The organism is Streptomyces rapamycinicus NRRL 5491, from assembly GCF_024298965.1.
Classification (GTDB): Bacteria; Actinomycetota; Actinomycetes; order Streptomycetales; family Streptomycetaceae; genus Streptomyces; species Streptomyces rapamycinicus.
Genome location: NZ_CP085193.1, coordinates 10457335 through 10483689, shown reverse-complemented (window position 1 = coordinate 10483689; position 26355 = coordinate 10457335). Strand labels below are relative to the sequence as shown.

Below are 26355 nucleotides of genomic sequence, written 5' to 3'. Positions count from 1 at the left end.
GGGTCGGCCGAGGAGCGCGTGACAGGTCAGTCGCGGAGCGCGTGGAAGCGCCCCTGGTGGTACAGCAGCGGACGGCCGGTCCCGGCCGCCGTACCCGTGGTGACCTCGCCGATCAGCACTCGGTGGTCCCCGGCGGGTATCCGGGCCACCACCCGGCACACCAGCCACGCCAGCACCCCGTCGAGCACCGGCACACCCTCCGGTCCCGAGCGCCAGCCGGTGGCCGGTCCGAAGCGGTCGGCACCGCTGCGCGCGAAGGTCGCGGCCAGCTCCCGCTGGTGCTCGCCCAGAATGTGGACACCGACGTACTCGGCCTCGGAGAGCACCGGCCAGCTCGAGGAGCCGGTGCCCACGCCGAAGGAGAGCAGCGGCGGCTCGGCGGCCACGGAGGCGAGGGAGGTGGCGGTGAAGCCGACCGGGCGGGTGCCCTGGGCGGTGATCACGGCGACGCCGGAGGCGTGCCTGCGGAAGACGGAGCGGAAGAGGTCGGACGTCGCCGGCGCGGACGTGCCGAGGTCGTGCGTTGCCGTCATGGAGTTGTCCTTCTGCCGGAGGTACGGGCGGGGGCTGCGCTTGTCCTTGGTTCGCTCACCCGCCCGGACACCGTGCGCCGGCGGTCCGCATCAGGTCCACGTGCACACGTCCGTAAAGAAGGGGTCCAGGCCGCATGCCGTTCACCCTGACCACGCCGGGTGCGGACCGTCAAGTGGGGCCGGGGCGCGGTGGCTCACACGGCATCACCCAGAGCGGCGATGACATCGGCCCGGCGCGGCAGCCCGGAGGCCCGCCGTACGACCCGCCCGGCCGCGTCGAGCACCAGCACGGTGGGGGTACGGGCGATGTCCAGCGCCCGGACGAGCTCCAGCCGCGACTCGGCGTCGATCTCGATATGCGCCACGCCGTCCACCATGGCGGCCACCTCGGACAGCGTCCGCCGGGTGGCCCGGCAGGGCTGGCAGAAGGCGCTGGAGAACTGGACCAGCGTCGCCCGCTCCCCCAGCTCCGCGCCGAGCTCGGCGGCGCCCAGCCGCCGGCTTCCGTCGCCGTCTCGCACCTGTCTCCTCCCGGTCGGGCCTCCCTGGTGCAGCGTCCTGGGCGGCCCGGGGATTCCCAGGTGGCTCCCCGACGTGATGAGGATCTCTCGGCCGGGCCGCGCCGCGCGGTAGCACAAAGAGACGACATCGGGCACCATCTGCCAGAAGCCGGATACCTACGGCCGCGTAACTTCCGCCGGGAGAACCCTCCCCAGGCATACGACGAAGGGTCCTCGATGGCAGAGCTCGTCTACCCGCCGGTGATCGGCATCGCCCGCACCATGTTCAAGGCGCTCGATCTGCGCTTCGACATCAAGGGCACCGAGAATGTCCCGCAGACGGGTGGCGCGGTTCTGGTGAGCAACCACATCGGCTATCTCGACTTCGTCTTCTGCGGGCTGACCGCCCGTCCGGCCAAGCGGCTGGTGCGGTTCATGGCCAAGGAGTCGGTCTTCCGGCACAAGGTCTCCGGGCCGCTGATGCGCGCGATGAAGCACATTCCGGTGGACCGCGCGGCGGGTATGGACGCGTACAAGCACGCCCTGCGGGCGCTGCGCTCCGGCGAGATCATCGGCGTCTTCCCGGAGGCGACGATCTCGCGGTCCTTCACCCTCAAGAACTTCAAGTCGGGCGCGGCCCGGCTGGCGCAGGAGGCGGGCGTCCCGCTGTTGCCCATGGCGCTGTGGGGCACCCAGCGGCTGTGGACCAAGGGCCAGAAGCGGGCGCTGGGCCGCCATCACTTCCCGATCACGATGCGGATCGGCGAGCCGATGGAGGCCGACCCGACCGAGCCCTCGGACACCCTGACCGAGCGGCTGCGCGGCCGGGTGCAGGATCTGCTGGAGGCGGCGCAGCGGGCGTATCCGGTGCGGCCCAAGGGCCCGGAGGACACCTGGTGGGTCCCGGCCCACCTGGGCGGCACCGCTCCCACCCCGGCCGAGGCGCTGGCCCTGGACCGGGGCCGCTGAGCGCTCCGCGGGAAGTGGCGCGAGGTGCCGTCGTTCATCCGCGGCTGCGTCGTGGCTGGTCGCGCCCGCGCGGCGGAGCCGCACCTCGACACAGGCCCGCGCCCCTTCGGGGCGCCACCGAACCGCAAGCCGACTTCCGCCGATCCGCTTAGGGGACGGAAGGCCGCAGGGCGGGCCGTGCGGCCCGCCCCGTGCGCTCGTTCCCGGAAACGGCCTACCGGCCCATCTCCTCCTTGAGGGCCGTGAGGAAGCCGTCCACGTCCTCCTCCGTGGTGTCGAAGGAGCACATCCAGCGCACATCGCCCGCGGTCTCGTCCCAGAAGTAGAAGCGGTAGCGCTTCTGGAGGCGTTCGCTCACCTCGTGCGGGAGCCGGGCGAAGACCGCGTTGGCCTGGACCGGGTGGAGGATCTCCACCCCGTCCACCGCGCGCACGCCGTCCGCCAGCCGCTGGGCCATGGTGTTGGCGTGGCGGGCGTTGCGCAGCCACAGGTCGCGGGCGAGCAGGGCCTCCAGCTGGACGGAGATGAACCGCATCTTGGACGCCAGCTGCATGGACAGCTTGCGCAGATGCTTCATGGCGCCCACCGCGTCCGGGTCGAGGACGACGACGGCCTCGCCGAAGAGCATTCCGTTCTTGGTGCCGCCGAACGACAGGATGTCGACGCCCGCCGCGTTGGTGAACGCGCGCATCGGCACGTCCAGGGACGCGGCCGCGTTGGCTATCCGGGCGCCGTCGAGGTGGACCTTCATCCCGCGCTCGTGCGCGTGGTCGCAGATGGCGCGGATCTCGTCCACCGTATAGACGGTGCCGAGCTCGGTGTTCTGGGCGATCGAGACCACCTGTGGCATCGCCCGGTGCTCATCGTCCCAGCCCCATGCCTGGCGGTCGATGAGCTCGGGGCTGAGCTTGCCGTCCTCGGTGGGGACGGTGAGCAGCTTCAGCCCGCCGACGCGCTCGGGCGCCCCGCACTCGTCCACGTTGATATGGGCGGACTCGGCGCAGATGACCGCGCCCCAGCGGTCGGTGAGGGCCTGGAGGGCGACGACGTTGGAGCCGGTGCCGTTGAAGACCGGGAACGCCTGGGCGTGCGGGCCGAAGTGGCTGCGCATGACGAACTGCAGATGCGCGGTGTAGTCATCCTCGCCGTAGGAGACCTGATGGCCTCCGTCGGCCAGGGCGAGCGCGGCGAGGATCTCCGGGTGGGTGCCGGCGTAATTGTCGCTGGCGAAGCCGCGCACCTCGGGGTCGTGGTGGCGGCGGGCGTCGGTCCTCACTGCTCGGGGGTCAGCCACAGGCGGGTTCCGTTCACTTCCTGGGCGGGCCGGTCCCAGAGTCCGGTGATGGCCTCGGCCAGCTCCTTGACGTCCGTGAAGCCCGCGAACTTCGCGTTGGGGCGCTCCGCCCGCATGGCGTCGTGCACCAGCGCCTTGACCACCAGGATGGCAGCGGCCGCCGGCGGACCGCTCTCGCCCCCCAGTTTGCGGAAGGAGTCGGCGAGCGCGAGCGTCCAGGCCTCGGCGGCGGCCTTGGCGGCGGCGTACGCGGCGTTGCCCGCGGTGGGCTTGGACGCGCCCGCCGCGCTGATCAGCACATAGCGGCCCTTGCCGCTGCGCAGCAGGGCGTCGTGGAAGGCGAGGGAGGTGTGCTGGGCGGTGCGGATCAGCAGATTGTGCAGGGTGTCCCAGTCGGCGAGCGGGGCGTCGGCGAAGGTCTTGCCGCCGCGCCAGCCGCCGACCAGGTGGATCAGCCCGTCGACCCGGCCGAACTCCTTCTCGGTGCGGTCGGCCCAGGCGCGGGCGGCGCCGAGGTCGAGCAGGTCGACCGTCTCGCCGGTGACGCTGGCGCCGCCGTGGGCGTAGCGCGCCGTGTCCACCGCCTCGGCCAGCCGCGCCGGGTCGGCGTCGGAGGCGACGACGGTGGCGCCCGCCTCGGCGAGGCGGAGCAGCGTGGCCCGGCCCGCGGGGCCGGCCGCGCCGGCCACCGCCACCACCGCACCGTCCAGCGGCCTCTCGCCCGGCTCGTTCGGGCTGGGGCTCGATGTCGGTGTGGTCATGCTCGCCGCCTCCTCGTCCTGCCCCGCCTGGGGGCTGTGCGCCGGCGCGGTGCTCATGCCGCCGCCGGCAGATCGCTGTCGGCCGTGATGCCCTTGGTGGAGGCGACCACGTCTCGCAGCTTCTTCCCAAGCGCCTCGTAGAACATGCTCAGCGGAAACTCGTCGGGGAGCACGTCGTCGACGAGTTTGCGCGGCGGCTGGCTCAGGTCGAGGGCTTCGGGGCCCTTGGCCCAGACCGAGCCGGGGTGCGGGGCGAGATAGGTCGACACCAGCTCGTACGCCTTGAACCAGTGGACGAGCTTGGGGCGGTCGATGCCGTCACGGTAGAGCTTCTCGATCTCGCCGCACAGCTGGTTGGTGACCTGCGAGGCGCGGGACCAGTCGATGTGCAGGGTGTTGTCCGTCCAGCGTACGACGTCGTGCTGGTGGAGGTAGGCGAAGAGCAACTGGCCGCCGAGCCCGTCGTAGTTGCGGACCCGCGCGCCGGTGACCGGGAACCGGAACATCCGGTCGAAGATCACGGCGTACTGGACGTCACGGCCCTGGGCGACGCCCTCGGCGTCCAGCTTCACGGCCTCCTTGAAGGCGGTGAGGTCGCAGCGCAGCTCCTCCAGTCCGTACATCCAGAACGGCTGCCGCTGCTTGATCATGAAGGGGTCGAACGGCAGGTCGCCATGGCTGTGGGTGCGGTCGTGGACCATGTCCCACAGGGCGAACGCCTCCTGGCAGCGGCGCTGGTCGGCGAGCATGTCCCGGATGTCGTCGGGGAGTTCGATGCCAAGGGCCCGGACGGCCGCCTCGCTGACCCGGCGGAACCGGGCCGCCTCGCGGTCGCAGAAGATGCCGCCCCAGCTGAACCGCTCGGGGGCCTCGCGGACGGCGATGGTCTCGGGGAAGAGCACCGCGGAGTTGGTGTCGTAGCCGGAGGTGAAGTCCTCGAAGGCCAGTCCGCAGTAGAGCGCGTTGTCATAGCGGGTGCGCTCCAGCTCGGCCAGCCACTCCGGCCAGACCATGCGCAGCACCACGGCTTCCAGGTTGCGGTCCGGATTGCCGTTCTGCGTGTACATGGGGAAGACCACGAGGTGCTGGAGGCCGTCGGCGCGCGTGCGGGCGGGCTGGAAGGCGAGCAGCGAGTCGAGGAAGTCGGGGACGCCGAATCCCTCCTCGGTCCAGCGGCGCAGATCCGCGACGACCGCCCGGTGGTAGTCGGCGTCGTGCGGAAGCAGCGGGGCGAGCTCCTCGATGGCCCCGATCACCCGGTCGACGGTCGCCGCGGCCGCCTCCCGAGTGGGCGCGCCCTCGGCGTCGAAGTCGATGGAACCGTCCTTGGACTGCCACGGGCGAAACGTTTCGACAGCGGTCTTGAGGGTTGCCCAGGCCGAATGATCGACCACACGCTCTGCAGGCAGAACGACACCTTCAGCTATCGCAGACGAAAGGATTTTCGCCATGACCACTCCTTCACCGGAGAAACTCGCGTATGACCACCGTATCTATGGACGCTCCCTCGCTCAAGCGACGGTACGGGAAATCCTCCTGCGCCACACCCGCACCACCGCAGTTTTTCCTGCCCCCATCGGCTCGGCTCATGCCACGGCCCCGCTTGAACGGTCCTGTCATGAGCGGCCGGTATGGTGTGCGCCGGTCCGGGCGGCCCGTCCGCCGCGTGCCGATGAATCAGCCACCCCACTGCCTCCCCCGACCCGACGCAGACGACCCGACGAAGACGACCCGACGAAGGGCGTCGAGGGCCGTCAGAAGAGCGAGACAGCGTTGACTTTTCTCACCATCGGACACCGCGGAGTGATGGGTGTCGAGCCGGAGAACACCCTTCGGTCCTTCGTCCGCGCCGAGCACGAGGGCATGGACGTCATCGAACTGGACCTGCACCTCAGCAAGGACGGCGCGCTCGTGGTGATGCACGACGCGGACGTCGGCCGCACCACCGACGGCAAGGGCCCGATCAGCGACTTCACCCTCGCGGAGCTGCGTGGGCTGGACGCCGGGGAGGGCGAGCGGATCCCGGTCTTCGAGGAGGTCGTGGACGCCGTGGAGGCGCCGCTCCAGGCCGAGATCAAGGACACGGCGGCCGCCCGGGCGCTGGCCCAGGTGCTGACCCGCCGCGATCTGCTGGACCGGGTGGACATCCTGTCCTTCCACGACGAGGCGCTCGCCGAGATCCGCACCCTGCTCCCGACCGCCCGCACCGCCCTCGTGGCCAGCCGCTACGGCCTCGACGTGATCGACCGGGCGCATGCCGTCGGCGCCGGAATGCTGGTGCTCAACATCCGCAGGCTGACGCTGGAGCTGGTGGAGAAGGCACACGCCGACGACCTCAAGGTCATCGGCTGGACCGTGAACACCCCCGACCATCTGAAGCTGGCGCGCGGCCTCCGGCTGGACGGCGCCACGACCGACTTCCCGGAGATCCGGCGGGCGGCGCGCTTCACGGCGTGACGCGCTCGCGGGCCGCATTCACCCGTACGGCGTAGGCGGCGCAAGCCCCTCGGGGCCCTCAGCGGGGCTCAGCCGAGGGGCTTGATCAGCAGCTCGAACTCGAGGTCGGCGCGGCGCGGCACGCCGAAGCGCTCGTCGCCGTACGGAAACGGGGTCATCCGGCCGGTACGGACGTAGCCGCGCCGCTCGTACCAGGCGATCAGCTCCTCGCGGGCGGAGATCACGGTCATATGCATCTCCTTGGCGCCCCACTCCGCCCGCGTGAACCGCTCGGCCTCGGCGATGATCAACTTGCCCAGGCCCCCGCCCTGGAGCGCGGGCCGGACCGCGAACATGCCGAAGTAGGCGTGGTCACCGCGGTGCTCGAGCTGGCAGCAGGCGATCAGCTCACCGTTCCGCTCGACGATCATCATCCGGCCGTTCTCGGCCCCCACCACGTCCGCGACGTCCTCCCGGTCGGTGCGCTGCCCGTCGAGGATGTCCGCTTCCGTGGTCCATCCGGCGCGGCTGGCGTCCCCGCGGTAGGCCGACTCGATCAGGGCAACCAGCCCCTCCACATCGGCCTCGGTGGCGGTGCGGAAGGTGAGCGGGTCGGTGGCTCGTACGGTGGCGTCCGCGGTGTCCATGGCGTCGACGGGGTTCCCTTCGGTGACGGCCGGGCGGCCGGTGTGGCAACCGGTGGCCGGTGTGGCGGCCGATGGCCAGTGTGACGGCCGGTGGCGGCAAATAGACCTTAACCTGCCCCGAAGGGGTCGGGTTGCGTAGGGTCGCGGGCATGGTTCACGTACTGAGCAGCCGCGTCCTGCTGCGGCCGACGGACCCCGAGCGCTCCCGGGCGTTCTACGGCGAGGCCCTGGGTCTGGCGGTCTACCGGGAGTTCGGGACGGGCCCCGAGCGCGGCACGGTCTACTTCCTCGGCGGGGGCTTCCTGGAGGTATCCGGCCGCTCGGACACCCCGCCCGCCCCGGGCCTCCAGCTGTGGCTCCAGGTGCCGGACGTGGCGGCGGCGCACAAGGAGCTCACCGCGCAGGGGGTCGAGGTGCTGCGGCCGCCGAAGAAGGAGCCGTGGGGGCTGGTGGAGATGTGGATCGCGGATCCGGACGGGGTGCGGATCGCGGTCGTGGAGGTCCCCGAGGAGCATCCGATCCGTTACCGTCCAGGGATCTGACCGCAGCCAGCAAGCATGAAAAAGTCCCGCCCGGCGGTGCTGGCAGTGAGCCGCGACCGGGATAGAGGTGTCTCCCGGGGCGAGCCACAGCGCGTCGTCCACGATGTGCCCAGGGGCGACGACGGTCTGTGGCTCGGTGGCGTCGCGCCTGCGCCGCTTCGATGGGGCCTTGGACGCGGGTCCGCGGCCGACCATCTGCTTGCCTCCTTGCGGGTTGAGTGCTGCCGGCCGCCATGATCGTGGCGTTCATCGGCGCCCTCGCTCGGGTTCTCGTAGCGGCGCTGAGGAAGATTCCGGCAGTCTGCAAAGAAGCCACCCAAGCGGTGCGCGCCATCCGCGCGTTGCGCGACGAGGTCCGCAGTCCTAGGCGGTCGGAGACCAACGGGTCACGGTCAGTCGACGAATGACGTCGGAAGCATCCGCCAGAAACGGGGACGGGCCAGACCTCCCGGGATCGCCGGACGGTGCGGGGGTCGCCGGACGCCGTCCGCCCGCCATGGCTCCCGGTGGCCGGAGGTGGCGGGACGGACGGCGAGCGGTGCCGGAGGGGAGATCAGCCGGGCTGGGTGTTCTCCTTGTGCTCGCCCCAGCCGTGCCAGCGGTCGATCTCGATCCAGGCGCTGATCCGGCCGCGGTCCCGCCGCGGGTAGTCCTTGCCCAGGTACTGCTGGGCCAGCCGGTCGATTCCGGCCAGGTCCTCGTCGTCCTGGAACTCGACGACCCGGCCGATGAGGGTGATGTGGTTGTACCAGTTCGCCTCGTCGATCACGGTGAGGGAGACCCTGGGGTCGTTGCGGATGTGGTCGAGCCGCTTGCGGCCCTCGTCCATGTTGACCAGGATCCGGCCGTCGTCCCAGAGGTACCAGGTGGCCGTGGACACCGGCTGACCGTCGGACCGGATCGTCGCGATCACGGCCGGATTGGGCTTCTCGAGCATGGCGACCGCGGCCTCGGGAAGCGGTGGATTCGACACGGGCTCTCCTCCTCTTTGGACAGCTGTTCACGTCCCGTGGTGCGGCTGGGGCCTGCGTGATCCACGGGCCGTTCCCCTCACCGTGCCATACCGCTCCTCGCGCTCCCCACTACTCCGCACGCCTCGCGCTCCCCCACTGCGCCCGTGCGCTCCCGTGGGTGGTGCCGCGGAAGGGGATGTCTCCTGGTATTACGTCCCCGTTCGGGAGGTGTGGCCGTGCACGGACCTCCGCTCATCGGCTGGCTGCTGGTCGCGCTGTGCGCGGCCACGGGTGGCTACTGTCTGCTGCAGATGCGCGGTGAGCCGCCCGGGCCGGGGCGGCGGATCGCGGGCGCCGAGGCGCTGATGGGGTGGGGGATGGCCGTGATGGCGGTGCCGTCCGCCGTGCTGGACCCCCGGCCCTGGGGTCCGCCCGCCTTCGCGGCGGTCTTCGCCGTGGCCGCCGTAAGGGCGCTGCTGCCGGTCCCGCGCGGTGTGGGGCTCCCGGGGCACCGTCTGCATCACACCGTCGGGGCGCTGGCGATGGTCTATATGGCGCTCGCGATGATGGTGGGCACCACGGGCGGCCACCATCACACCGGCGGGACGACCACGGACCGGATGGCGGGCGGGGTGCCGCTGCTGACCGGGGTGCTCCTCGTGTACTTCGCGGTCTACGTCGTACGGTCCGGGCTGCGGCTCGTACCGATGACGGACGGGGCCGTGGACGGGGCGGTGGGCGGCGCGGGGGCGGGGCCGCCCGGCGTCCGCTGGTCGCGGCGGCCCGAGCTGAGGCATGCCTGCCGGCTGTCGATGGGGATAGGGATGTTCGCGATGCTGCTGGCCCTGTGAACGGGCGGCGGGCCGGGCCATGGTCCGATCCATGGCCGCGTATCCCTGTCCGCACCGTGGTATGCGTCACTTCCCCGCCATGACCGTACCCGGCCCGAGCGTCGCGATCATAGGCTGACGGCCATGATGGTCCCGCTCGCGCTGATGGGCCTCGGCGCACTGGCGGCGGCAATGGCGCCGCGCCTGTTGTCCCGCTCCGACTGGATCGACCGCGAACCCGTGCTCGCCCTCTGGGTGTGGCAGTGCGTGGTCGTCGGGGTGCTGTTGTGCTGCGCGCTGACCATGGCGCTCACCGGGGCGGCCGCCTGGGATGCCGTGCGCGGCAATGTCTTCGCCCCCGCGCCCAAGGGCGTGGTGGAGGCGTACGCGCTGTCCGGCTACGGACCGTTGGCCGCGCCCGTCGCCCTCGTGCTCGCCTTCGGGGCCGTCTGGAGCGCGGTGATGCTCACCCGCGAGATCGGCCGCGCCCGCGCCTGGCGCAGGCAACACCGCGCCGAACTCCTCGTCCGCTCCCCCGCCTTGCCCGGTGAGGAGCCCGGCGAGGATCGCCTGGTGGTCCTGGAGAGCGACAAGCCGGACGCGTGGTGGCTGCCGGGCACCACACCCCGGCTCGTCATCACCACGGCGGCGCTGCGCCGCCTCAAGGGCCGTCGACTGGACGCCGTCATCGCCCATGAGCAGGGCCACGCCCGCGCCCGCCACCATTGGCTGCTGCACTGCTCGGGCGCGCTGGCCAGCGGCTTTCCGCAGGTGACCATGTTCGCGGCGTTCCGCGACGAGGTGCACCGGCTGGTCGAACTGGCGGCCGACGACTCCGCGTCACGGCGCTTCGGGCGGACGACCACCGCGCTCGCCCTGGTCGAACTCAACGAGGACCGCGGCGTGTTCGGCCCCTGCCCCAGCGCGCTCGCCCAGGTGCCGCAGCGGGTGGACCGGCTGCTGGCCCCGGCCTCCCGCCTCCCCGTGGCGCGCCGCTGGCGCCTTACGGCCACCGCGGCGCTCGTCCCGGCCGTCCCGCTGCTGGTCACGCTCGTCCCGGCGCTGCGGGTGCTGGGGTAGGCGTTCTCGACGGTCTCGGCGGTCTCGGCGGTCTCGGTACAACGGCGGCTTCCGGCCCCGGGGAGATCGAAGGGCCTCGGCTTCCGGCCCCGGGGAGATCGATGGCCTCCTGGCTCCGAAGCCCGCCCGTCGGCGATCATCGACCCATGCAGCCGGCAAACCCCCACCGCCGAGCCGCCAGCGCCGCGGCCGTGTTCACCGCGCTCTTCCTGGTGCTGCTCGCCCTGGTGGCCGCCCATTGGGGGCCGCTGGAGACCGTCGACCGGGACATCGTCGTCACCCTGCACCACTCCGCCGTCCGGCACCACGGCCTCACCCGGGCCAACAGGGTGCTGACGGACTGGTTCTGGGACCCCTGGACGATGCGTGCGCTGCTGGCCGTGGCCGTGGGGTGGCTGCTGTGGCGCCGGGAGTGGCGGCTCGCGCTCTGGGTGGCCGTCACGGCGGCGCTGGGCACGGCGCTGCAACAAGGGGTGAAGGCCGCGCTCGACCGGGAGCGTCCCCGGTGGTCGAACCCCGTGGACTCGGCGCACTACGCGGCCTTCCCCTCCGGCCACGCCCTGACCGCGACCGTCGCCTTCGGGCTGCTGCTGTGGCTGCTGACGCTGCACGGGGCACCGGCGAAGTGGCCGCGGCTCATGGCCGTCGTAGGGGCCGTATCCGTGCTGGGCGTCGGCTTCACCCGTCTCTATCTGGGCGTCCACTGGCCCAGCGACGTCGTGGCCGGCTGGCTGCTGGGCGCGGCGCTGGTGTACGGGGCGATCGCCTCGTACGGATACGTCCAGAGCCGTACGAGCCAGCGCGAGGCGTCCCCCGATGGGAGAGTACGGCCATGAGCAATCTCGATCTGAGGCCCGCGCCGACCGTGTGCGGCGGCCGCCAGGACGTCACCGCCCAGCCGGTCCGTGAGCTGCTGGCCGCCAAACAGGTCCCGCTGGGCGAGTCCACCATGGTGCGCCGGCTCCTGCCGAACCTCGGGCGGCGCATGGTCGGCGCCTGGTGCTTCATCGACCACTACGGCCCGGACGACATCGCCCAGGAACCGGGCATGCAGGTCCCGCCCCATCCGCATATGGGGCTGCAGACGGTCAGCTGGCTGCACGACGGCGAGGTGCTGCACCGCGACAGCGTCGGCAGTCTGCAGACGGTGCGCCCCGGCGAGCTGGGGCTGATGACCTCGGGCCGGGCGATCTCGCACTCCGAGGAGTCGCCGCGTGAGCACGCCCGGCTGCTGCACGGCGCACAGCTGTGGGTCGCGCTGCCCGACGGTGACCGCCATATCGCGCCCATGTGGGAGCACCACGCCGGGCTGCCCCGGGTGACCGGCGGCGGAGGGCTGCGGGCGACGGTCGTCCTCGGCGAACTGGACGGCGCGGCCTCGCCCGGCACCACGTTCACCCCGCTGATGGGCGCGGACGTCGCCCTCGCGGCCGGCACCGACGCCCGGCTGCCGGTGCGGCCCGACTTCGAGTACGCGGCCCTCACCATGTCCGGCGAGTCCGAGGTCGACGGGGTGCGCCTGGCCCCCGGCTCCCTCCTCTACCTCGGCTGCGGACGCACCGAACTGCCGCTGCGGGCGGATGTGGACAGCGCGCTCATGCTGCTGGGCGGGGAGCCCTTCGAGGAGAAGATCGTGATGTGGTGGAACTTCATCGGGCGCTCCCATGACGAGATCTCCCGGGCCCGCGAGGACTGGACATCGGACTCCCGGTTCGGCGAGGTCCACGGCTACGACGGCGCCTCCTTGCCCGCCCCGGAACTCCCGCCCGTACCCCTGAAGCCACGCGGCCGGGCGCGCTGACCCGTTGAATCAGAGGGCTGCGGACACCTCGGCCGCGCCCGCCGGGGCACGGCCGTCGGGTCCCCCTCTGGACGTAGGCGGTGAGCCCGGTGCCCGGCAGGCGGTGGGGGGTCCAGGTGCGGGCGTAGTGGGGAGGGCCGGAGCGGGTCCTGGCGAGGGCGGCGGCGGGTTCGCGGGCGGCGCGGCGCAGCAGGGTGTGCGCGGTGGTGTCGCGGTTGTTGCCGCCGACGTTGGCCGAGGCGCAGCCGGTGTCGTAGCCGATGGGCGGGGCGTGTTTGCCGCTGACCAGGCAGGGCGGGGTGAGTCCGAGGCGGCGCAGGTCGTGGGCGGCGGCGCGGTAGCGGGCGGCGGTGGCGCGGGCGGCGGCCGTGTCGCGGTCGAGGACCTCGTGCTGCGCGGACAGGTGCAGGGCGAGCAGCGCGGCTGCCAGTCCGGCGGCCAGGGCGCGGGCGCGGGGCGGGCGGATGGCCTGCGCGGAGTGTGCTGCCAGGGCGGCGAGTGGGAGGGAGAGCAGGGCGTAGACGGGCAGCAGGAAGCGCGGCGCGGAGTAGTCGATGAGCAGCAGGTAGGGGATGCTCAGCGTGGTGGCGCAGGCGGTGGGGAGCAGGATGACCGCGTCGCGCCGGGTGTGCCAGGCCAGGGCGCAGGTGATGAGGGCGAGGGCGGGCAGGGCCAGCCACCACAGGGTGAGCTCGGGGTGGGTGAGCGGGACGTGGCAGGGGCGACAGAGCAGGGGGCCGTTGAGGCTGCGCCATGCCATGCCGCCTGCCCAGTGCGTGCCCATGCCGCCCTCGGTGGTGCTGGAGAGGTGCAGCCGGGCGCCGACCCCGCCCCAGCGCGCGTACGCCTCCGCGATCCACTCGGCGCCGCCCACGGCGAATCCGCCGACCACGGCGAGCGCGGGCGCCGGGCGCCGCCGGGCCGGGACGATCGCGCACGCCGCGAGCAGGGGCAGGGCGAGCCAGCCGCCGTCGGAGAAGCGGAAGCAGGTGGCGGCCGCGACCATGGCGCCCAGGCCGAGCAGGGCCCGCCGCCCCGCACGGGGGTGTGCGGTACGCAGGAACCAGCCGACGGCCGCCACCGCGGACAGGGCCACCCACAGGTTCGGCATGGCCTGCGGTCCGTAGAGCATGGTGGTCCACAGGCCGGCGAACAGCAGCGCGGCCAGGGCGGTCCGCCTCGGGCCGAGCAGCGGCCGCCAGACGCGGTAGGCCGCGTACAGGGCGGCGGCGGACAGCAGCGCCAGGACGGCCCGGAGCACGGTGATGGAGTCGGTGACGGCGAGGACGGGGGCGGCCAGAAGGCTGATGCCGCGCGAGCGCGGGGCGCTGAAGTACGCCGCCGGGCGGTGCGGGTCGACCTGGGAGAGGTACACCGTTTCGTCCCAGCCCAGCCCAAGGTGTGGGACCACGAGGGCGAGTTGGGCCACGGCATAGGCGAGGGCGACCAGCACCAGCCACGGGATCCGGCGCGGTGGGCGGATGACCGTACGCGAAGCGATCATGCCGTGAGCGCTCCGGTGCCCAGCAGGCCGAGGAGCAGCAGGCCGATGGCGACGCGGTAGATGACGAACGCGTTGAAGGAGTGCTTGGCGACGAACTTCAGCAGCCAGGCGATCGAGGCGTAGGCGACCACGAACGAGACGGCGGTGCCGACCACGAGGGGGGCGGTGCCGACCCCGGCGCCGACGGCGTCCTTCAGCTCGTACAGGCCCGCGCCGGTCAGCGCCGGGATGCCGAGGAAGAAGGACAGACGGGTGGCGGCCACCCGGTCCAGGTCGAGGATGAGCGCGGTGGACATGGTGGCGCCGGAGCGCGAGAAGCCGGGGAAGAGCAGCGCGAGGATCTGCGAGCAGCCGACCAGCATGGCGTCCTTGAAGCCCGTGTCGTCCTCGCCGCGCTTGTGGCGGCCCATCTGGTCGGCGACCCACATCGCACCGGACCCGGCGACAAGGGACGCGGCGACCACCCACAGGGATGCGAGCGGGCCCTCGATGAGGGGTTTCGCGGCCAGGCCCACGAGCACGATCGGGATGGTGGCGTAGACGACCCACCAGGCGAACTTGTAGTCGTGGTGGTAGCGCTGTTCGCGGTGGGCGAGTCCGCGGCCCCAGGCGGAGACGATCCGCACGATGTCCTTGAAGAAGTACACCAGCACCGCGGCGATCGCGCCGACCTGGATGACGGCGGTGAAGCCGACCACGGAGGTGTCGTCGACCGGGATGCCCAGCAGCCCTTCGGTGATCTTCAGATGGCCGGTGGAGGAGACGGGGAGGAACTCCGTGACGCCTTCGACGATGCCGAGGATGGCCGCCTGGCCGATGCTGATGGCACTCATCTGGATCCGTTTCTGTGATGGCTGGAGCGGGCCGTGTGCGCAGGGGGAAACGGCGCGGTGCGGCCGCGGTCAGTGGGGTGGGGTCAGCGGCGCGGGCTGCGCAGGCGGCGCAGGGCCCGGCCCGCGCGGTTGCGCCAGCGGGCCTTGCGGCGCTGCCAGGCGCGGGCGGAACGCGTGGCGGCGAGGTCGCCGAACAGTTCCTCGTAGGCGTGCGCGACATGGGCCGGGTCGAAGCGGCGGGCCGCGGCGCGGGCGGCCTCGCCCATGCCGCGGCGGCCGGGCTCGTCGGCGACCAGGTCGCTCAGCGCGGCGGCCAGCGCCCGCCGGTCGCCCATGGGGACCAGGCGGCCGTCGACGCCGTCGTTGATGATCTCGGCGGGGCCGAGCGGGCAGTCGGTGGCGACCACCGGTATGCCACAGCGCATCGCCTCGGCCAGTGTCATGCCGAAGGACTCCGCGTCGGAGGCGGAGGCGACGATCGACGCCTTCGCGAACTCGGCCTCGATCGGGGACACCGCGCCCATCAGCGCCGCCCGGCCGCCCAGGCCCCGCTCCTCGATCAGCCGCTGGAGCCGCTCCTTGTCGGTGCCCGCTCCATAGATGCGCAGCGACCAGTCGGGGTGCTTGGCGGCGACATCGGTGAATGCCTCGATGAGCAGGTCGAAGCGCTTGGCGCGCACCAGGCGCCCGGCCGCGGCGATGACGGGGGCGCTGCCGTCGGTGGGCGGCAGGCCGGGGTCGGGCACACCGTTGGGGACGGCCAGGATCCGCACGCCCGGCAGCCGCATCTTCGCCCGGTAGACGGCCGCGTCGGCGTCGGTCGTGGTGACCACGGCATCCAGGTCACGGTAGTCCCGGGCGAGCTGGGCGCGCAGCTTCTTGGTGTGCATGTCGTGGGTGAGGTGTTCCTGGGCGATGCGCAGCGCCCGGGGCGGGGCGAAGCGGGCCAGGTACACGTTGACGCCCGGCCGGGTGCCGATGATCACGTCCGCGTCGCAGCTCCGCAGGTACTCCCGCGCCCGGTGGTCGGTGAGGCGGCTGTACTGCCCGTACCGCTTCTCGGCGGTGGGGAAGACCTCGGCCGGCCGGTACAGCAGCGGATCGCCGCCGTCCGCACTGTTCTCCCGGATGTCGACCAGGGGCACCACCGTCACCCGTGGATCGATGACGAACCGCGGGCGGGTGCGGTGGCGGAGCATCGACACGATCGTCACCTCGTGCCGGTCGGCGAGGGCCGCGGCGAGATTGAGCGTGGTGCGGATCGTGCCGCCGATCGCGTACACGTTGTGGATCAGGAAGGTGATCTTCACTTGGCGCTCCCCACGGTCGGCTCCGCGGCGGTACGGGTACGGGCGCGGCGGCCGACCAGTGGTTGGGCGGCATCCAGCGGATCGAGAGCCAGCGGCACCGCAGGTTCCTTTCCGGCCGTGCGCCGCCCGGGGCAGGGTTCGGCCCGGGTACGAGCGCATGGCACACTTGGGAGACAGTGACTTTTACACCGGTGTAGGAGTTCTACACGACTGTAGAAGATGAGGGAAGGGACGCCAAATCCATGGGCACCCGCACACCAGGACAGGGCCCCAAGCGGCCCAACGGTGCACGCGAGGCCGAGATCCTCGAACTGCTGCAGCGGGCCGACGGCGCGCTGACCCCCCGCGAGGTCACCGAACGCCTCGGCAGCCAGCTGACCTACAACAGCGTGGTGACGATCCTCACCCGCATGCACACCAAGCAGCTGCTCACCCGCACCCCGCGCGGCCGGGCCTACGCCTACGCCCCCGTGACCGACGACCCCGGCTTCGCCGCCCGCCGCATGCGCTCGGTCCTGGAAGAGCGGTCCGACCGCCAGGACGTCCTCGCCCGCTTCGCCGACGGCCTGTCCACCACCGACGCGGACCTGCTGCGCCAACTGCTCGACCCCGACCAGTAGGAAGAGGCCGCCCAGATGCGCATCGCCGTCTACATCCCCCTGCTGCTCTCCCTGCTCGCTCCCCTCGGAGCACGCCCCCTGGCGGAGCGATGCGAACCCCGCCTGGCGACCTGGCTGCTCACCGCCTCCGCCCTCCTGCTGGGCACGGCGACCACCATCTCGCTGGGGCTGCTGACCATCACCGGACTGATCCGCTTCCCCCAGCTGGCCGGCCTCGGCCACTGGTCGGCCCACACCGCGCAGCGCGACGACCCCGCCGAACTGTCCGTCGCCCTGATCGCCGGGCTACTGCTCGGCGCCGCCGTGCTCATGGCCGCCCGCATGCTCTGGCGGCGCGCCCGCACCCTGGCCACCGCCGCCCTGGAAGCGGCCTGCATGCCCGCCGAAGACGGCCTGGTCGTGATCGAGGACGAGGCCCCCAACGCCTTCGCGATCCCCGGCCTGCCCGGCCGCGTCGTCGTCTCCACCGGCATGCTGCACACTCTGGACGAGACCGAGCGCCACATCCTCCTCGCCCACGAACGCGCCCACCTGACGAGCCGCCATTACGCCTTCGTCGCCCTGGCCCAGCTCGGCGCCGCCGCCAACCCCCTGCTGCGCCCCCTCGCCACGGCCGTGACCTACACCATCGAACGGTGGGCCGACGAGAGCGCGGCCGCCGCCACCGGAGACCGCGAGGGGGTCGCCCGCACCGTCGGCAAGGCCGCCCTCGCCGCCCACCACGCCTCCGGCCGCACCCCGGGCGCCGCCCTGGCCATCCTCGGCCGCCGCACCCCACTCGCCGCCGCCGGGCCCGTGCCCCGCCGCGTCGCCGCCCTCCTCGCTCCCCCGTTCGGCCGCCACCCCGTCCTCGCCGCCGTGACAGCCACGGTCCTCGCCGTCACTGTCCTGTCCACCGCCGAGGCCGCACACGACCTCCATCTCCTGCTGGAAGCCGTCGGCGCCTGATGGAACGCGGCGGTCAGTAGACGTCGCGCAGGTAGCGCTTGTCGGTGGCGAGTTGCTTGACGTACGCCGCCGCCTCGGCCTCGTTCAGGCCGCCGTGGACGGTGACGATGTCCCGCAAGGCCTGGTCGACGTCCTTGGCCATGCGGGAAGCGTCGCCGCAGACGTAGAAGTGGGCACCGTCCTGGAGCCAGGACCACAGCAGGGGGCCGTGCTCGCGCATGCGGTCCTGAACGTATTTCTTCGCGCGCTCGTCGCGGGAGAACGCGGTGTCCAGGCGGGTGAGGACGCCCGCGGCGAGGAACCCGGTCAGCTCCTCCTCGTAGTAGAAGTCGGTCGCGCGGTGCTGTTCCCCGAAGAACAGCCAGTTCGGGGCGTGGTGGCCGCGGGCCCGGCGTTCCTCCAGGAAGGCGATGAAGGGCGCGATACCGGTGCCGGGGCCGACCATCACCGCCGGCGTGGCGGGGTCGGCGGGCGGGCGGAAGTGCGGTGCGCGCTGGACCCGGACCGGTACCGGGGTGCCCGGCTCCGCGTCGGCGAGGAAGGGGGAGCAGACGCCCTGGCGCGGACGGCCGGCCAGGTTCTCGTAACGGACGACGGAGACCGTCAGCGACACCAGGTGGGGGTCGGTCAGCGGGCTGGACGATATGGAGTACAGGCGGTGCCGCAGGCGGCCCAGCAGGCCGGTCCACTCCTGCGCCCCGGCCCGGATGCCGAACTCGGCCAGCACGTCCACGGCCTGCCGTCCCCAGGACCACTTCGCCAGCTCTCCCTTGTTGTCCGGGCGCAGGAGCTTCCGCAGATCGCGGGGGTCGCGGGTCCGATCGGCGACGAAGCGCAGCAGGCCGGGAGTGATGCGGGTGATGTCGAGATGGCGCGACAGGGCCTCGGCGAAGGGCACCTCTCCCACGTGTCCGACCTGAACGGTCGCGTTCGCGTCGAGGCCGGTGGCGGCCAGCCACTCGGTCACGAGCTCGGGCCGGTTGAGCGGTTGCACCGCCAGGGCGTCACCGGCCTCGTAGCCCAGTGGGGTCTCGCTGTCGCGGGTGTCGAAGGTGAAGCGGCGGACCTCCTTGCCCGCGCCCGGCAGGCTCAAGCGGCGGTTGCCGGTCAGGCGGGCGGTGGCAGGGGCGGGACGGCTCGGGCGCGGAGCCGTCCCGGCCGCGGGGGCGGCTGCGAGGGTGGGGGCCGGGGCGGGAGCGGGGACCGGGGCCGGGGCGGGGGCCGGGGCCGGGGCGGGGGCCGGTCGCTCCGCGCTCTTCAGCGCGATGAGTACCTGGTCGAGCCATGCCCCGGCCTCGGTCTCGTAGTCCGGTTCGCAGTCGGTGCGCGGGGCCAGCCGCACGGCGCCCAGCTCTTCCATACGCCGGTCGAGGCGGCGGCCATGGCCGCAGAAGTCGCCGTAGGAGGAGTCGCCGAAGGCCAGGACGGAGTAGCGCCGGTCCGGCAGGCGCGGGGTGTCGGGCCCGGCGAGGGCCGCCCAGAAGCGGGCGCCGTTGTCCGGTGCGTCCCCGTCGCCGAAGGTGCTCGTGATCAGCAGCAGGTCGGCGTCGGACGGCAGCGCGGCAGGGTCGGCCTCGTCCATGGACGCGCGGGAGGCGGCGTGGCCGTGCGCGGTGAGCCGCTCCACCGTGGCGGCCGCGAACTCCTCCGCGTTCCCGGTCTGGGACGCCCAGAGGATCACGACCTGGCGGCGCGGCGCGTCCGCGGGCGGGGAGGACGACCGCGGGGAGTCGCCGACGTCGTGCGCGGTGGGACGCGTCGCCTCGGCTCTGGAGTACATTCCGGCCAGTACGCCGTTCACCCACAGGGCGTGCGAGGGGCTGAACGGGGCGTCCGCGGGCAGCACCGGCACTCCGGGGGTGCCGGACGGGATACCGGCGAGGAAGCCGGTCAGGTAACGGCGTTCGTGTTCGGTGAGGGCCGGCGGCGGGGCGGGGTCCAGCCCGAACGGGGCGGGAGCGGAGGTTGCGGGAAGGACGGCGGGCGGTGGGGCGACCGCCGTGCCCGCGGTGGACGACAGGGCCGTGGTGGACGCCGTGCCCGCGGTGGACGCCGTAGTCGCAGGGGAAACCGTGGCCGTGGATTGCGCGTCCGCCGCCGCCGGAGTCCGCACCGTCACCGGGGTGGCCACCTTGGTCAGCGAAACCGCGCACACCTTGAACTCGGGCTGGAACGACAGCGGATCGACGGCGTCGCTGGTCACCGCGTTCACACTGAGGTACTCCCCGAACAGGTCGTTCCAGTGGAACGGCGCGAAACAACAGCCCGGCCGCACCCGGTCGGTGACGACCGCGGGCAGCACGGCCCGGCCGCGCCGCGAGGCGACTTCCACCGAATCCCCCTCGGCGAGGCCCAGCTCGGCCGCGTCCCGCGGGTGCACCTCCACGAAGGGACCGGGGTTGAGCCTGTTCAGCCTGGGCACCTTGGCCGTCTTCGTCAGGGTGTGCCACTGATGCTGCAGACGGCCGGTGTTGAGCAGGTACGGGCAGTCGTCGTCGGGCAGTTCCGCGGCCGGTATGTGCGGGCGGGGATAGAAGGCCGCACGGCCACTCGCGGTCGGGAAGCTCGGTGAGCCGTCCGCACCGACGTACCGGATCGGATTGCGGTCGGGTCCCTCGGCGCTCGCGGCCGGCCACTGAACCGGGGTGGAGCGCAGCCGCTCGTAGCTCACTCCGCGCAGGTCCCAGCCGGTCGACGGGTTGAAGGCGCGCTTGATCTCCTCGAAGATCTCCTCCGCGCTGTCGTACGCGAAGCCCCTGTCGAAGCCCATGGCCCGGGCCACGGCCGCGATGACGCGCCAGTCCGCCATCGCCTCGCCGGGCGGATCGGCGGCCGGCTGAGCCAGGGTGAGATTGCGCTCGCTGTTGATCAGGACGCTCTCTGCCTCGGTCCACAGCGCACCGGGCAGCACGACATCGGCGTACGCGTTTGTCTCCGTCTCGGCGAACACGTCCTGCGTGACGACGAATTCGGCGGCCTCCAGGCCCTCGATGACCGTCTTGCGGTTCGCGACGGAGGCGACCGGGTTGGTGCAGATGATCCAGCACGCCTTGATGTCCCCGTCGGCCATCTTCTGGAACATCTCGACGGTGCCCTTGCCGACGCCGTCCGCGCGGATCGTGTCCGGCGGCAGCTCCCACAGCTTCTCGACGAAGGCCCGGTCGGCGTCGGCGAGCACCGACCGCTGACCGGGGAGTCCCGGCCCCAGGTAGCCCATCTCCCGGCCGCCCATGGCGTTGGGCTGTCCGGTCAGGGAGAAGGGTCCGCTGCCCGGGCGGCAGATCGCGCCCGTGGCGAGATGGAGGTTGACGAGCGCGTTGGTGTTCCAGGTGCCGTGCGTGGACTGGTTGAGGCCCATCGTCCAGCAGCTCATCCACTCGCCCGCCCCGCCGATCAGCCGGGCGGCGTCGCGGATGTCGTCTTCCGGGATGCCGGTGATCTCGGCGACGGTGGCGGGCGGGTAGTCGGCGAGGAACTCCGGGATCGCCTCCCAGCCCTCGGTGTGCGCGGCGATGAACCCGGCGTCGGTGTGGCCGTTCGCATGCAGCAGGTGCAGCAGCCCGTTGAGCAGCGCCAGGTCCGTACCCGGTTTGATCTGCAGGAACAGATCGGCCTTGGCCGCGGTGGCGGTGCGGCGCGGATCGACGACGATCAGCTTGGCACCGGCCGACTTCACCCGGTCCATCATCCGCAGGAAGAGGATGGGATGGCAGTCGGCCATGTTGGAGCCGATGACGAAGAAGACATCGGCCTGGTCGAAGTCCTGATAGGAGCCCGGTGGCCCGTCCGCGCCCAGCGAGAGCTTGTAGCCGGTACCGGCACTGGCCATGCACAGCCGGGAGTTCGACTCGATCTGGTTGGTGCGGAGGAACCCCTTGGCCAGCTTGTTCGCGAGGTACTGCGCCTCCAGGCTCATCTGCCCGGACACATAGAGGGCGACCGCGTCCGGCCCGTGCTCGTCGACGATCGCCCGCAGCCGGCGCGCCGTCTCGGCGATCGCCGCGTCCCGGGACGTCGGCACCGGCTCTTCCGCACGGTGCGGACGCCGGAGCGCCGTGGTCAGACGCCCGGGGGCGGCGAGCATATCGGCCGTGGTGGCACCCTTGGCGCACAGTCGGCCGAAGTTCGCGGGGTGCTCCTTGTCCCCGGAGGCCTTCAGGACCGTACGGCGCCCGTCCGGCCCCCTGCCGACATCGAGGACCAAGCCGCATCCGACACCGCAGTACGAGCAGACCGTCCGCACCGCCTTCGTCGTCTTCGTCGTGTCCTCGCTCCGGGAGCCCGACGCGACCACGGGCGCCTCCTTGTCCTGTGCTCGGTCCAGTCCAGCCTTTCGTGACGGTACGAACCGCTCATTGCGCAGGTCTCTCAGGCCGGTCACCAGGGGTTAACTCCACCGCACAGGGCCTGGAGGGCGCCTGTGAGCAGGGATCATACGACCGTAATGTTGTCGTCGCGTGTCGATTTGTGCGCGGATGAGCATGTCGATTCGCCGCCGTGCCGGGGACACGGCGGCGATCCGGGCGGTGCGCGTTCCGGCTGACCCGTGAGGCCCGCGTTTCCGTGATGGCCTCACACGGGAGGCTCTTGGGTCGGTGCCGCGGCGTCGGCGACGATCGCTCGCAGTGCCTCGATGTGGCCGTTGAAGGCATCCCGGCCGGCGCTGGTGAGCCGGGCGCGCACCTTCCGGCGGCTGCCGCTGAGCCGGCGCTCCGTGGCGACGTACCCGGCCTCTTCGAGTGTCGTGAGCTGCTTGGAAAGCGCCGAGTCGGACAGTTGGAGCCGGTCCTTGAGGAAGGCGAACTCCGCCCAGTCGGCGGCTGCCAGGGTCGCCACCAGCGACAGCCGGGTGCTGGGATGGATCAGCTCATCGAATCGCGCCTTCGTCATGCCCGCGCCCACCGACGCAGCACGCGCAGCATCTCCGGCCCGCCGAACCCGACGACGGCCGCGGTCAGCGCCGCCGCCCAGATGCCGGCATGGCCTGCGCCGTCGGCGTCGAGCGCGAGGGCCACCAGGACGGTGACCCCGATGAGCCCGAGCAGCATGCCGACCACGACCAGGGGGATGCGGCGGCCGGCGACCGCCGCGCTCACCTGGAGCCGCCCCGTGCGCCGGCGTCCGTCGAGCAGGCGCGACGCGAGCACTCCGTGCCCCACGCCGAAGCCCACGGTCGCGACCCCGGCCGGCCAGGGCGGCAGCACATTGCCGAGCACGCCCAGCAGGAGCCAGCCGACCGCCATGGCCCACCAGTAGCCACGGGGCAGGCCGACCTCCTCGGCCACCTGGCGCCGGGCCCGGTCGGCCGCGTCGAGGGCGGTGCGGGCCTGCTCGGGAGCGATGTCGTCCATGCCGAGACCTCACTTTCCTATCGGGAAAGTAAGCGTCCTGCTTTCCCGATAGGAAAGTCAAGAGCCGGAGGACCCAAGGAGCGCGGGGCGGGTGGTTCCGGCGCCGGATGGGGCCTCAACGCCGCGCGTGGCGGATCTTCAAGCGCCCGAACCCCACGGCCCCGGAGATCCGGATCTTCGGGCCGCCCGCGCCGCCCGGGCCACCGAGGCCGCCGGGGCCACCCGGGCCGCCGGGGAGGGAGCGCCGCGGCCGGGGCTTGTAGCGCAGGTCCTTCCATCCGGTCTGCAGGCCCTCGACGTCCACGATCGCGTCGCGCGGCACCGTGATCCTGGCCCTGCCGGTGCCGAGCCCCAGCTCGATGTCGATGACCGGATGCTCGATGATCGCCCGGGACAGGTCCAGATGCACCCTGCCGAACGCCGACTCGACCCTGAGGGTTCGCGGTACCCGCCATGGGCCGCGCCGCCGGATCCGTCCGCTGTGGGCGGCGATCGTGGACGTGGTGCCCGGGGGCTCCGCCGGGAGCGAGGCCAGGGCCGACACGAGCTCGTCGTGGGTCGTGGCGGTGAGCACCGTGTGGAGGCGCTGGTCCATCTCCTCGTGCGAGATGTGCCCTTCGGCGTACGCGTCCTGTAGGCGCCGCACGGCAGTGTCGCGGTCGTCTTCGCTGACGAGTGACGGCGGGTTTTCCGGCGGAGAGGTCACCGTCGCACTCTACTGCCGTGGCGGAGCCGCGGTGATGGCCCGATCCGGCGGACCCGTCCGGTCACGGCACTAGCCGTGGGCGGGCGGGGTGTCCTGCGGTTCGGAGGGGGCGAGGAGGTAGGAGTGGAGCTGGCCGAGCAGTTCGGCGATGCCCTCCCTGTCGGCGCGGTAGCGGACCAGTTTGCCGCTGCGCGTCGACTGGAGCAGGCCGCCGCGCCGGAGGACCGCGAGGTGCTCGGAGGTGGTCGACGGGCCGAGTCCGGCACGCTCGGCGGCCTCGCCGACGGTCAGCTCCTCCCCGTCGGCGAAGTGCGCGAAGAGCTTCTGGCGGGTTCCGCTGGTCAGCGCCTTGAGGAAGACCTGGAGGTCGTCGCCGGGTACGGCGGCCCCGGGGCGTATCGCCCGCCCCGTACCGGAGCCCGCACGCCCCGACACCCGCTCGCCGGCCGCCTGCGGGAGCTCGTCCGGGGCCCGGTACGGGCGGGGGACGCGGAGGGGGCGGTGGAGGTCGAACTCGGTCGGGGGGATGTCCAGGGCCGAGCACGCCTCGCGGACGACGTCCCGTTCGCTCTCGTCGAAGTAGCCGTCGGCGCAGCCGATGACAATGCCGATCTGGATGACGGCACGGGCCTCCGCCGGCCTCCGCTTCGCCTTGCCGATCTCCCGTATGGCGCTCGCCATGCCGAGGGCGAAGTCCGTGGTGAGCTCGTCGAGGTGGTCCTCGAAGCGGCGGTGCAGATCGTCCGGGGGGAAGCTCTGAAGCACGTCGTTGGTGGCGATGAGCTGGGCGACGCGCCGCCGCTCGGACGGGTCGATCGTGCCGTCCGCCGCCGCCACCAGGGCGCACATGGCCATGCTCGCGTCCCGGAACGCCCCGCTCTGCAACTCGTGCTTCTTCGCCGTGAGCTGAGCCTGCATCGTCTGGACCGAGTCCCTGAGGCGGTCCCACAGCGTCATCTGCATCTCCTTCTCAGTAATACCTCCATTGTGGGGAGAAAACAGAATCTACAGGTTTGTAGAGTTTCCTCGCGCGCGGGGGCCATGACCTCGTCGGCTGCATCCGGCGCGGCGCACGGCCCGTGGCTCCCCTGGCCCCGGCCGCGACCGCCCCGCCGTTCATCAGCCACGACCTGCCCGCGGTCCGTGCGCTGACCGAGGAGCCCGCGCCGTTCGACGGCGGCCGCCGCGTGCGGCGCGGGCCCGTCGACGAGGTTCTGCCCGCCGCGTGGTCCGGCGCGCCCGGCTCGAGCGCGCCCGGCTCCAGCACACCCACCGGCTGAGGAGCGCCCGGCTCCAGGAGGCCGGGTCGCCGTGCCGCACATCGTCCAGGGCGAGCAGCAGTGGCGTGTGCTCCGCATGAACGATCAGCGAGGTGCACGGCCGATGGCACAGCCGGGCGGCCTCGGCCTCGGCCGCCGGATCGCCGCTCCCGTGGAGGATGGCCGACGGCCCCGGCGTGTGCCCCTGGGGCGAACGGGCCGACTACCGCGGCGTATCGCGATTCCGGCGCGCTGGGCGCATCATCCCTCCGGCTCGTGCCACATCACCGTTCCGCCTCGCGGGGCATCTCCGCGAGGGTGGCGCTGACCGTCTCCTCGGGGATCCCGCGCACCAGTCCGGGCCCCTCGGGGCCGTCCAGGACGAACGTCAGCCCATCGGTGGCCTTCTTGTCCAGCCGCATCAGCTGCACCAGCTCGGAGACGGCGACATGCGGGGGCAGCCCGGCCGGCAGGCCGTAGCGGGCGACCACGTCACGGTGCTCGGCGACCCGCTCCGGGCCGATGCGCCCCAGCGCGCCGGCCAGCCGCCCGGCGAACACCGTGCCGATGGCCACGCCCTCCCCGTGCCGCAGTGCGAATCCGGTGGCACGCTCCAGCGCATGCCCCAGGGTGTGGCCGTAGTTGAGGAGGTGGCGCAGGCCCGTGTCGCGTTCGTCCGCGGCGACGACGCCCGCCTTGAGCGTCACACTGGCCGCGATCTGGTCGAGCAGCGGCAGCCGGTCGAGATCGGGCGCGCCGATGAAGTGGCAGCGGGCGATCTCGCCGAGGCCGTTGCGCCACTCCCGTTCGGGCAGGGTGTCCAGGTGGTCGAGGTCGCAGAGCACGGCCGCGGGCTGCCAGTAGGCGCCGACCAGGTTCTTCCCCTCGGGCAGATTGACCGCGGTCTTCCCGCCGACGCTCGCGTCCACCTGGGCCAGCAGCGAGGTCGGCACATGGACGACCGGTGTGCCCCGGTGGTAGAGGGCGGCGGCCAAGCCCACCGTGTCGGTCGTGGTGCCGCCGCCGCAGGACACCACCACGTCCGAGCGGGTCAGCCCGAATCCGACGAACCGGCGGCACAGGTCCGTCACGGCGGCCAGGTCCTTGGCCTCCTCCCCGTCGCGCGCCTGTACGACGAGCGAGGGCACACCCGGGTCGGGGGTCCGCTCGGGGGGCCGCGCGGTGACCACCACCGCCTTGCGCGCGCCCAGGGCGGCCACCACCCGCGGGAGCAGCCGCTGCACACCGTGTCCGATGTGGACGGTGTACGAGCGTTCGGCCAGCCCGACGGTGACCTGCCGGGAAGCAGACGCGGAACCGGCGGCCGGACTGGAAGTCGACATGCTCAAGACTGCCTTCCCCTCGCTTGCGCCGCGTGCGACGCGCTGGGAGGCAGGACCCGCAAGGACTTCCAGAGGCGTCCCACCAGGGCGAACCCCACCGGTTCGGGCGATCCCCCCGTGTCGCCCGAACCGGCG

26 protein-coding genes and 1 pseudogene are annotated in these 26355 nt (G+C 72.4%); 10 read left to right on the top strand and 17 right to left on the bottom strand.

What is annotated here, in order from left to right:
• Positions 1–26 precede the first annotated feature (26 nt).
• The 3 genes from LIV37_RS43580 to LIV37_RS43575 are packed head-to-tail and all read right to left on the bottom strand — an operon-like array spanning position 27 to position 1087.
• A complete protein-coding gene (locus LIV37_RS43580; RefSeq protein ID WP_020873455.1) occupies positions 27–533 on the bottom strand; it encodes a flavin reductase family protein in 507 nt (168 codons plus the stop codon).
• A 55-nt stretch (positions 534–588) separates the two neighbouring features.
• Positions 589–669, bottom strand: coding sequence for a putative leader peptide (locus LIV37_RS52260; protein ID WP_317259516.1), 81 nt, complete (start codon positions 667–669; stop codon positions 589–591).
• Positions 670–727: 58 nt separating this feature from the next.
• Complete coding sequence (locus LIV37_RS43575; protein WP_185058137.1) at positions 728–1087, bottom strand: TlpA family protein disulfide reductase; 360 nt, start codon at positions 1085–1087, stop codon at positions 728–730.
• 183 nt (positions 1088–1270) lie between these two features.
• Here LIV37_RS43575 and LIV37_RS43570 point away from each other — a divergent pair, with 183 nt between their 5' ends.
• Positions 1271–2002 (top strand): lysophospholipid acyltransferase family protein, encoded by a 732-nt coding sequence (locus tag LIV37_RS43570; protein ID WP_020873453.1) that lies wholly within the window; start codon positions 1271–1273, stop codon positions 2000–2002.
• 214 nt (positions 2003–2216) lie between these two features.
• Here LIV37_RS43570 and LIV37_RS43565 read toward each other — a convergent pair whose 3' ends face one another.
• Genes LIV37_RS43565 through LIV37_RS43555 form a run of 3 tightly spaced genes read right to left on the bottom strand, consistent with a single transcriptional unit; the run spans position 2217 to position 5508 of the window.
• The gene (locus LIV37_RS43565; protein ID WP_020873452.1) at positions 2217–3278 is read right to left on the bottom strand and encodes a threonine aldolase family protein; all 1062 of its coding nucleotides are present in this window, start codon (positions 3276–3278) and stop codon (positions 2217–2219) included.
• Positions 3275–4057, bottom strand: a complete 783-nt coding sequence (locus LIV37_RS43560; RefSeq protein WP_121824933.1) for an SDR family oxidoreductase — start codon at positions 4055–4057, stop codon at positions 3275–3277. The genes LIV37_RS43565 and LIV37_RS43560 overlap by 4 nt, the downstream gene beginning before the upstream one ends.
• Positions 4058–4110: 53 nt before the next feature.
• Positions 4111–5508 carry a DUF6421 family protein gene (locus LIV37_RS43555; protein WP_121823818.1) on the bottom strand — a complete coding sequence of 466 codons (1398 nt, stop codon included), beginning with the start codon at positions 5506–5508 and terminating at the stop codon, positions 4111–4113.
• A 322-nt stretch (positions 5509–5830) separates the two neighbouring features.
• Here LIV37_RS43555 and LIV37_RS43550 point away from each other — a divergent pair, with 322 nt between their 5' ends.
• Positions 5831–6514: a glycerophosphodiester phosphodiesterase gene (locus LIV37_RS43550; protein ID WP_121823819.1), complete on the top strand. Its 684-nt coding sequence runs from the start codon at positions 5831–5833 to the stop codon at positions 6512–6514.
• A gap of 68 nt (positions 6515–6582) precedes the next feature.
• Here LIV37_RS43550 and LIV37_RS43545 read toward each other — a convergent pair whose 3' ends face one another.
• A complete protein-coding gene (locus tag LIV37_RS43545; protein WP_020873448.1) occupies positions 6583–7140 on the bottom strand; it encodes a GNAT family N-acetyltransferase in 558 nt (185 codons plus the stop codon).
• A 149-nt stretch (positions 7141–7289) separates the two neighbouring features.
• Between LIV37_RS43545 and LIV37_RS43540 the strand changes: the two genes are divergently transcribed.
• The gene (locus LIV37_RS43540) at positions 7290–7682 is read left to right on the top strand and encodes a VOC family protein (protein ID WP_020873447.1); all 393 of its coding nucleotides are present in this window, start codon (positions 7290–7292) and stop codon (positions 7680–7682) included.
• A 553-nt stretch (positions 7683–8235) separates the two neighbouring features.
• Here the strand turns inward: LIV37_RS43540 and LIV37_RS43535 are convergent.
• Positions 8236–8655, bottom strand: coding sequence for a PPOX class F420-dependent oxidoreductase (locus LIV37_RS43535; protein ID WP_020873446.1), 420 nt, complete (start codon positions 8653–8655; stop codon positions 8236–8238).
• Between the two features lie 216 nt (positions 8656–8871).
• Here LIV37_RS43535 and LIV37_RS43530 point away from each other — a divergent pair, with 216 nt between their 5' ends.
• From LIV37_RS43530 to LIV37_RS43515, 4 genes are all read left to right on the top strand, one after another.
• A complete protein-coding gene (locus LIV37_RS43530) occupies positions 8872–9486 on the top strand; it encodes a DUF5134 domain-containing protein (protein WP_121823820.1) in 615 nt (204 codons plus the stop codon).
• A 123-nt stretch (positions 9487–9609) separates the two neighbouring features.
• On the top strand, positions 9610–10545 hold the full coding sequence (locus LIV37_RS43525; protein ID WP_020873444.1) for a M56 family metallopeptidase: 936 nt from the start codon (positions 9610–9612) through the stop codon (positions 10543–10545).
• Positions 10546–10691: 146 nt separating this feature from the next.
• Positions 10692–11381, top strand: a complete 690-nt coding sequence (locus tag LIV37_RS43520; RefSeq protein WP_020873443.1) for a phosphatase PAP2 family protein — start codon at positions 10692–10694, stop codon at positions 11379–11381.
• The gene (locus LIV37_RS43515) at positions 11378–12346 is read left to right on the top strand and encodes a pirin family protein (RefSeq protein WP_020873442.1); all 969 of its coding nucleotides are present in this window, start codon (positions 11378–11380) and stop codon (positions 12344–12346) included. The genes LIV37_RS43520 and LIV37_RS43515 overlap by 4 nt, the downstream gene beginning before the upstream one ends.
• Before the next feature lie 1500 nt (positions 12347–13846).
• Here LIV37_RS43515 and LIV37_RS43510 read toward each other — a convergent pair.
• Both LIV37_RS43510 and LIV37_RS43505 read right to left on the bottom strand, forming a co-directional pair.
• Positions 13847–14683, bottom strand: coding sequence for an undecaprenyl-diphosphate phosphatase (locus tag LIV37_RS43510; protein WP_020873440.1), 837 nt, complete (start codon positions 14681–14683; stop codon positions 13847–13849).
• A gap of 83 nt (positions 14684–14766) precedes the next feature.
• A complete protein-coding gene (locus tag LIV37_RS43505) occupies positions 14767–15993 on the bottom strand; it encodes a glycosyltransferase family 4 protein (RefSeq protein ID WP_020873439.1) in 1227 nt (408 codons plus the stop codon).
• A 242-nt stretch (positions 15994–16235) separates the two neighbouring features.
• Here LIV37_RS43505 and LIV37_RS43500 point away from each other — a divergent pair, with 242 nt between their 5' ends.
• Both LIV37_RS43500 and LIV37_RS43495 read left to right on the top strand, forming a co-directional pair.
• Positions 16236–16613 carry a BlaI/MecI/CopY family transcriptional regulator gene (locus LIV37_RS43500; protein WP_020873437.1) on the top strand — a complete coding sequence of 126 codons (378 nt, stop codon included), beginning with the start codon at positions 16236–16238 and terminating at the stop codon, positions 16611–16613.
• Between the two features lie 15 nt (positions 16614–16628).
• Positions 16629–17561 (top strand): M56 family metallopeptidase, encoded by a 933-nt coding sequence (locus LIV37_RS43495; protein WP_121823821.1) that lies wholly within the window; start codon positions 16629–16631, stop codon positions 17559–17561.
• Positions 17562–17574: 13 nt separating this feature from the next.
• Here the strand turns inward: LIV37_RS43495 and LIV37_RS43490 are convergent, their stop codons facing one another.
• The 6 genes and pseudogenes from LIV37_RS43490 to LIV37_RS43465 form a co-directional block, all read right to left on the bottom strand.
• Positions 17575–21855: a bifunctional nitrate reductase/sulfite reductase flavoprotein subunit alpha gene (locus tag LIV37_RS43490; protein ID WP_121823822.1), complete on the bottom strand. Its 4281-nt coding sequence runs from the start codon at positions 21853–21855 to the stop codon at positions 17575–17577.
• 278 nt (positions 21856–22133) lie between these two features.
• A complete protein-coding gene (locus tag LIV37_RS43485; RefSeq protein ID WP_121824934.1) occupies positions 22134–22451 on the bottom strand; it encodes a winged helix-turn-helix domain-containing protein in 318 nt (105 codons plus the stop codon).
• Positions 22448–22912: a hypothetical protein gene (locus tag LIV37_RS43480; protein ID WP_020873434.1), complete on the bottom strand. Its 465-nt coding sequence runs from the start codon at positions 22910–22912 to the stop codon at positions 22448–22450. Before LIV37_RS43480 ends, LIV37_RS43485 begins: the two co-directional genes overlap by 4 nt.
• A gap of 115 nt (positions 22913–23027) precedes the next feature.
• Positions 23028–23618 carry a DUF1707 SHOCT-like domain-containing protein gene (locus LIV37_RS43475; protein ID WP_121823823.1) on the bottom strand — a complete coding sequence of 197 codons (591 nt, stop codon included), beginning with the start codon at positions 23616–23618 and terminating at the stop codon, positions 23028–23030.
• 69 nt (positions 23619–23687) lie between these two features.
• Positions 23688–24053 carry an ArsR/SmtB family transcription factor gene (locus LIV37_RS43470; protein ID WP_243146232.1) on the bottom strand — a complete coding sequence of 122 codons (366 nt, stop codon included), beginning with the start codon at positions 24051–24053 and terminating at the stop codon, positions 23688–23690.
• Between the two features lie 69 nt (positions 24054–24122).
• A pseudogene (locus tag LIV37_RS43465) lies at positions 24123–24575 on the bottom strand (tellurite resistance TerB family protein); the annotation flags it as partial.
• Positions 24576–24697: 122 nt separating this feature from the next.
• Here LIV37_RS43465 and LIV37_RS43460 point away from each other — a divergent pair.
• Positions 24698–24898, top strand: coding sequence for a hypothetical protein (locus tag LIV37_RS43460; protein WP_020873431.1), 201 nt, complete (start codon positions 24698–24700; stop codon positions 24896–24898).
• 263 nt (positions 24899–25161) lie between these two features.
• Here the strand turns inward: LIV37_RS43460 and LIV37_RS43455 are convergent, their stop codons facing one another.
• Complete coding sequence (locus LIV37_RS43455; RefSeq protein ID WP_020873430.1) at positions 25162–26220, bottom strand: 3-dehydroquinate synthase family protein; 1059 nt, start codon at positions 26218–26220, stop codon at positions 25162–25164.
• Positions 26221–26355: the final 135 nt, after the last annotated feature.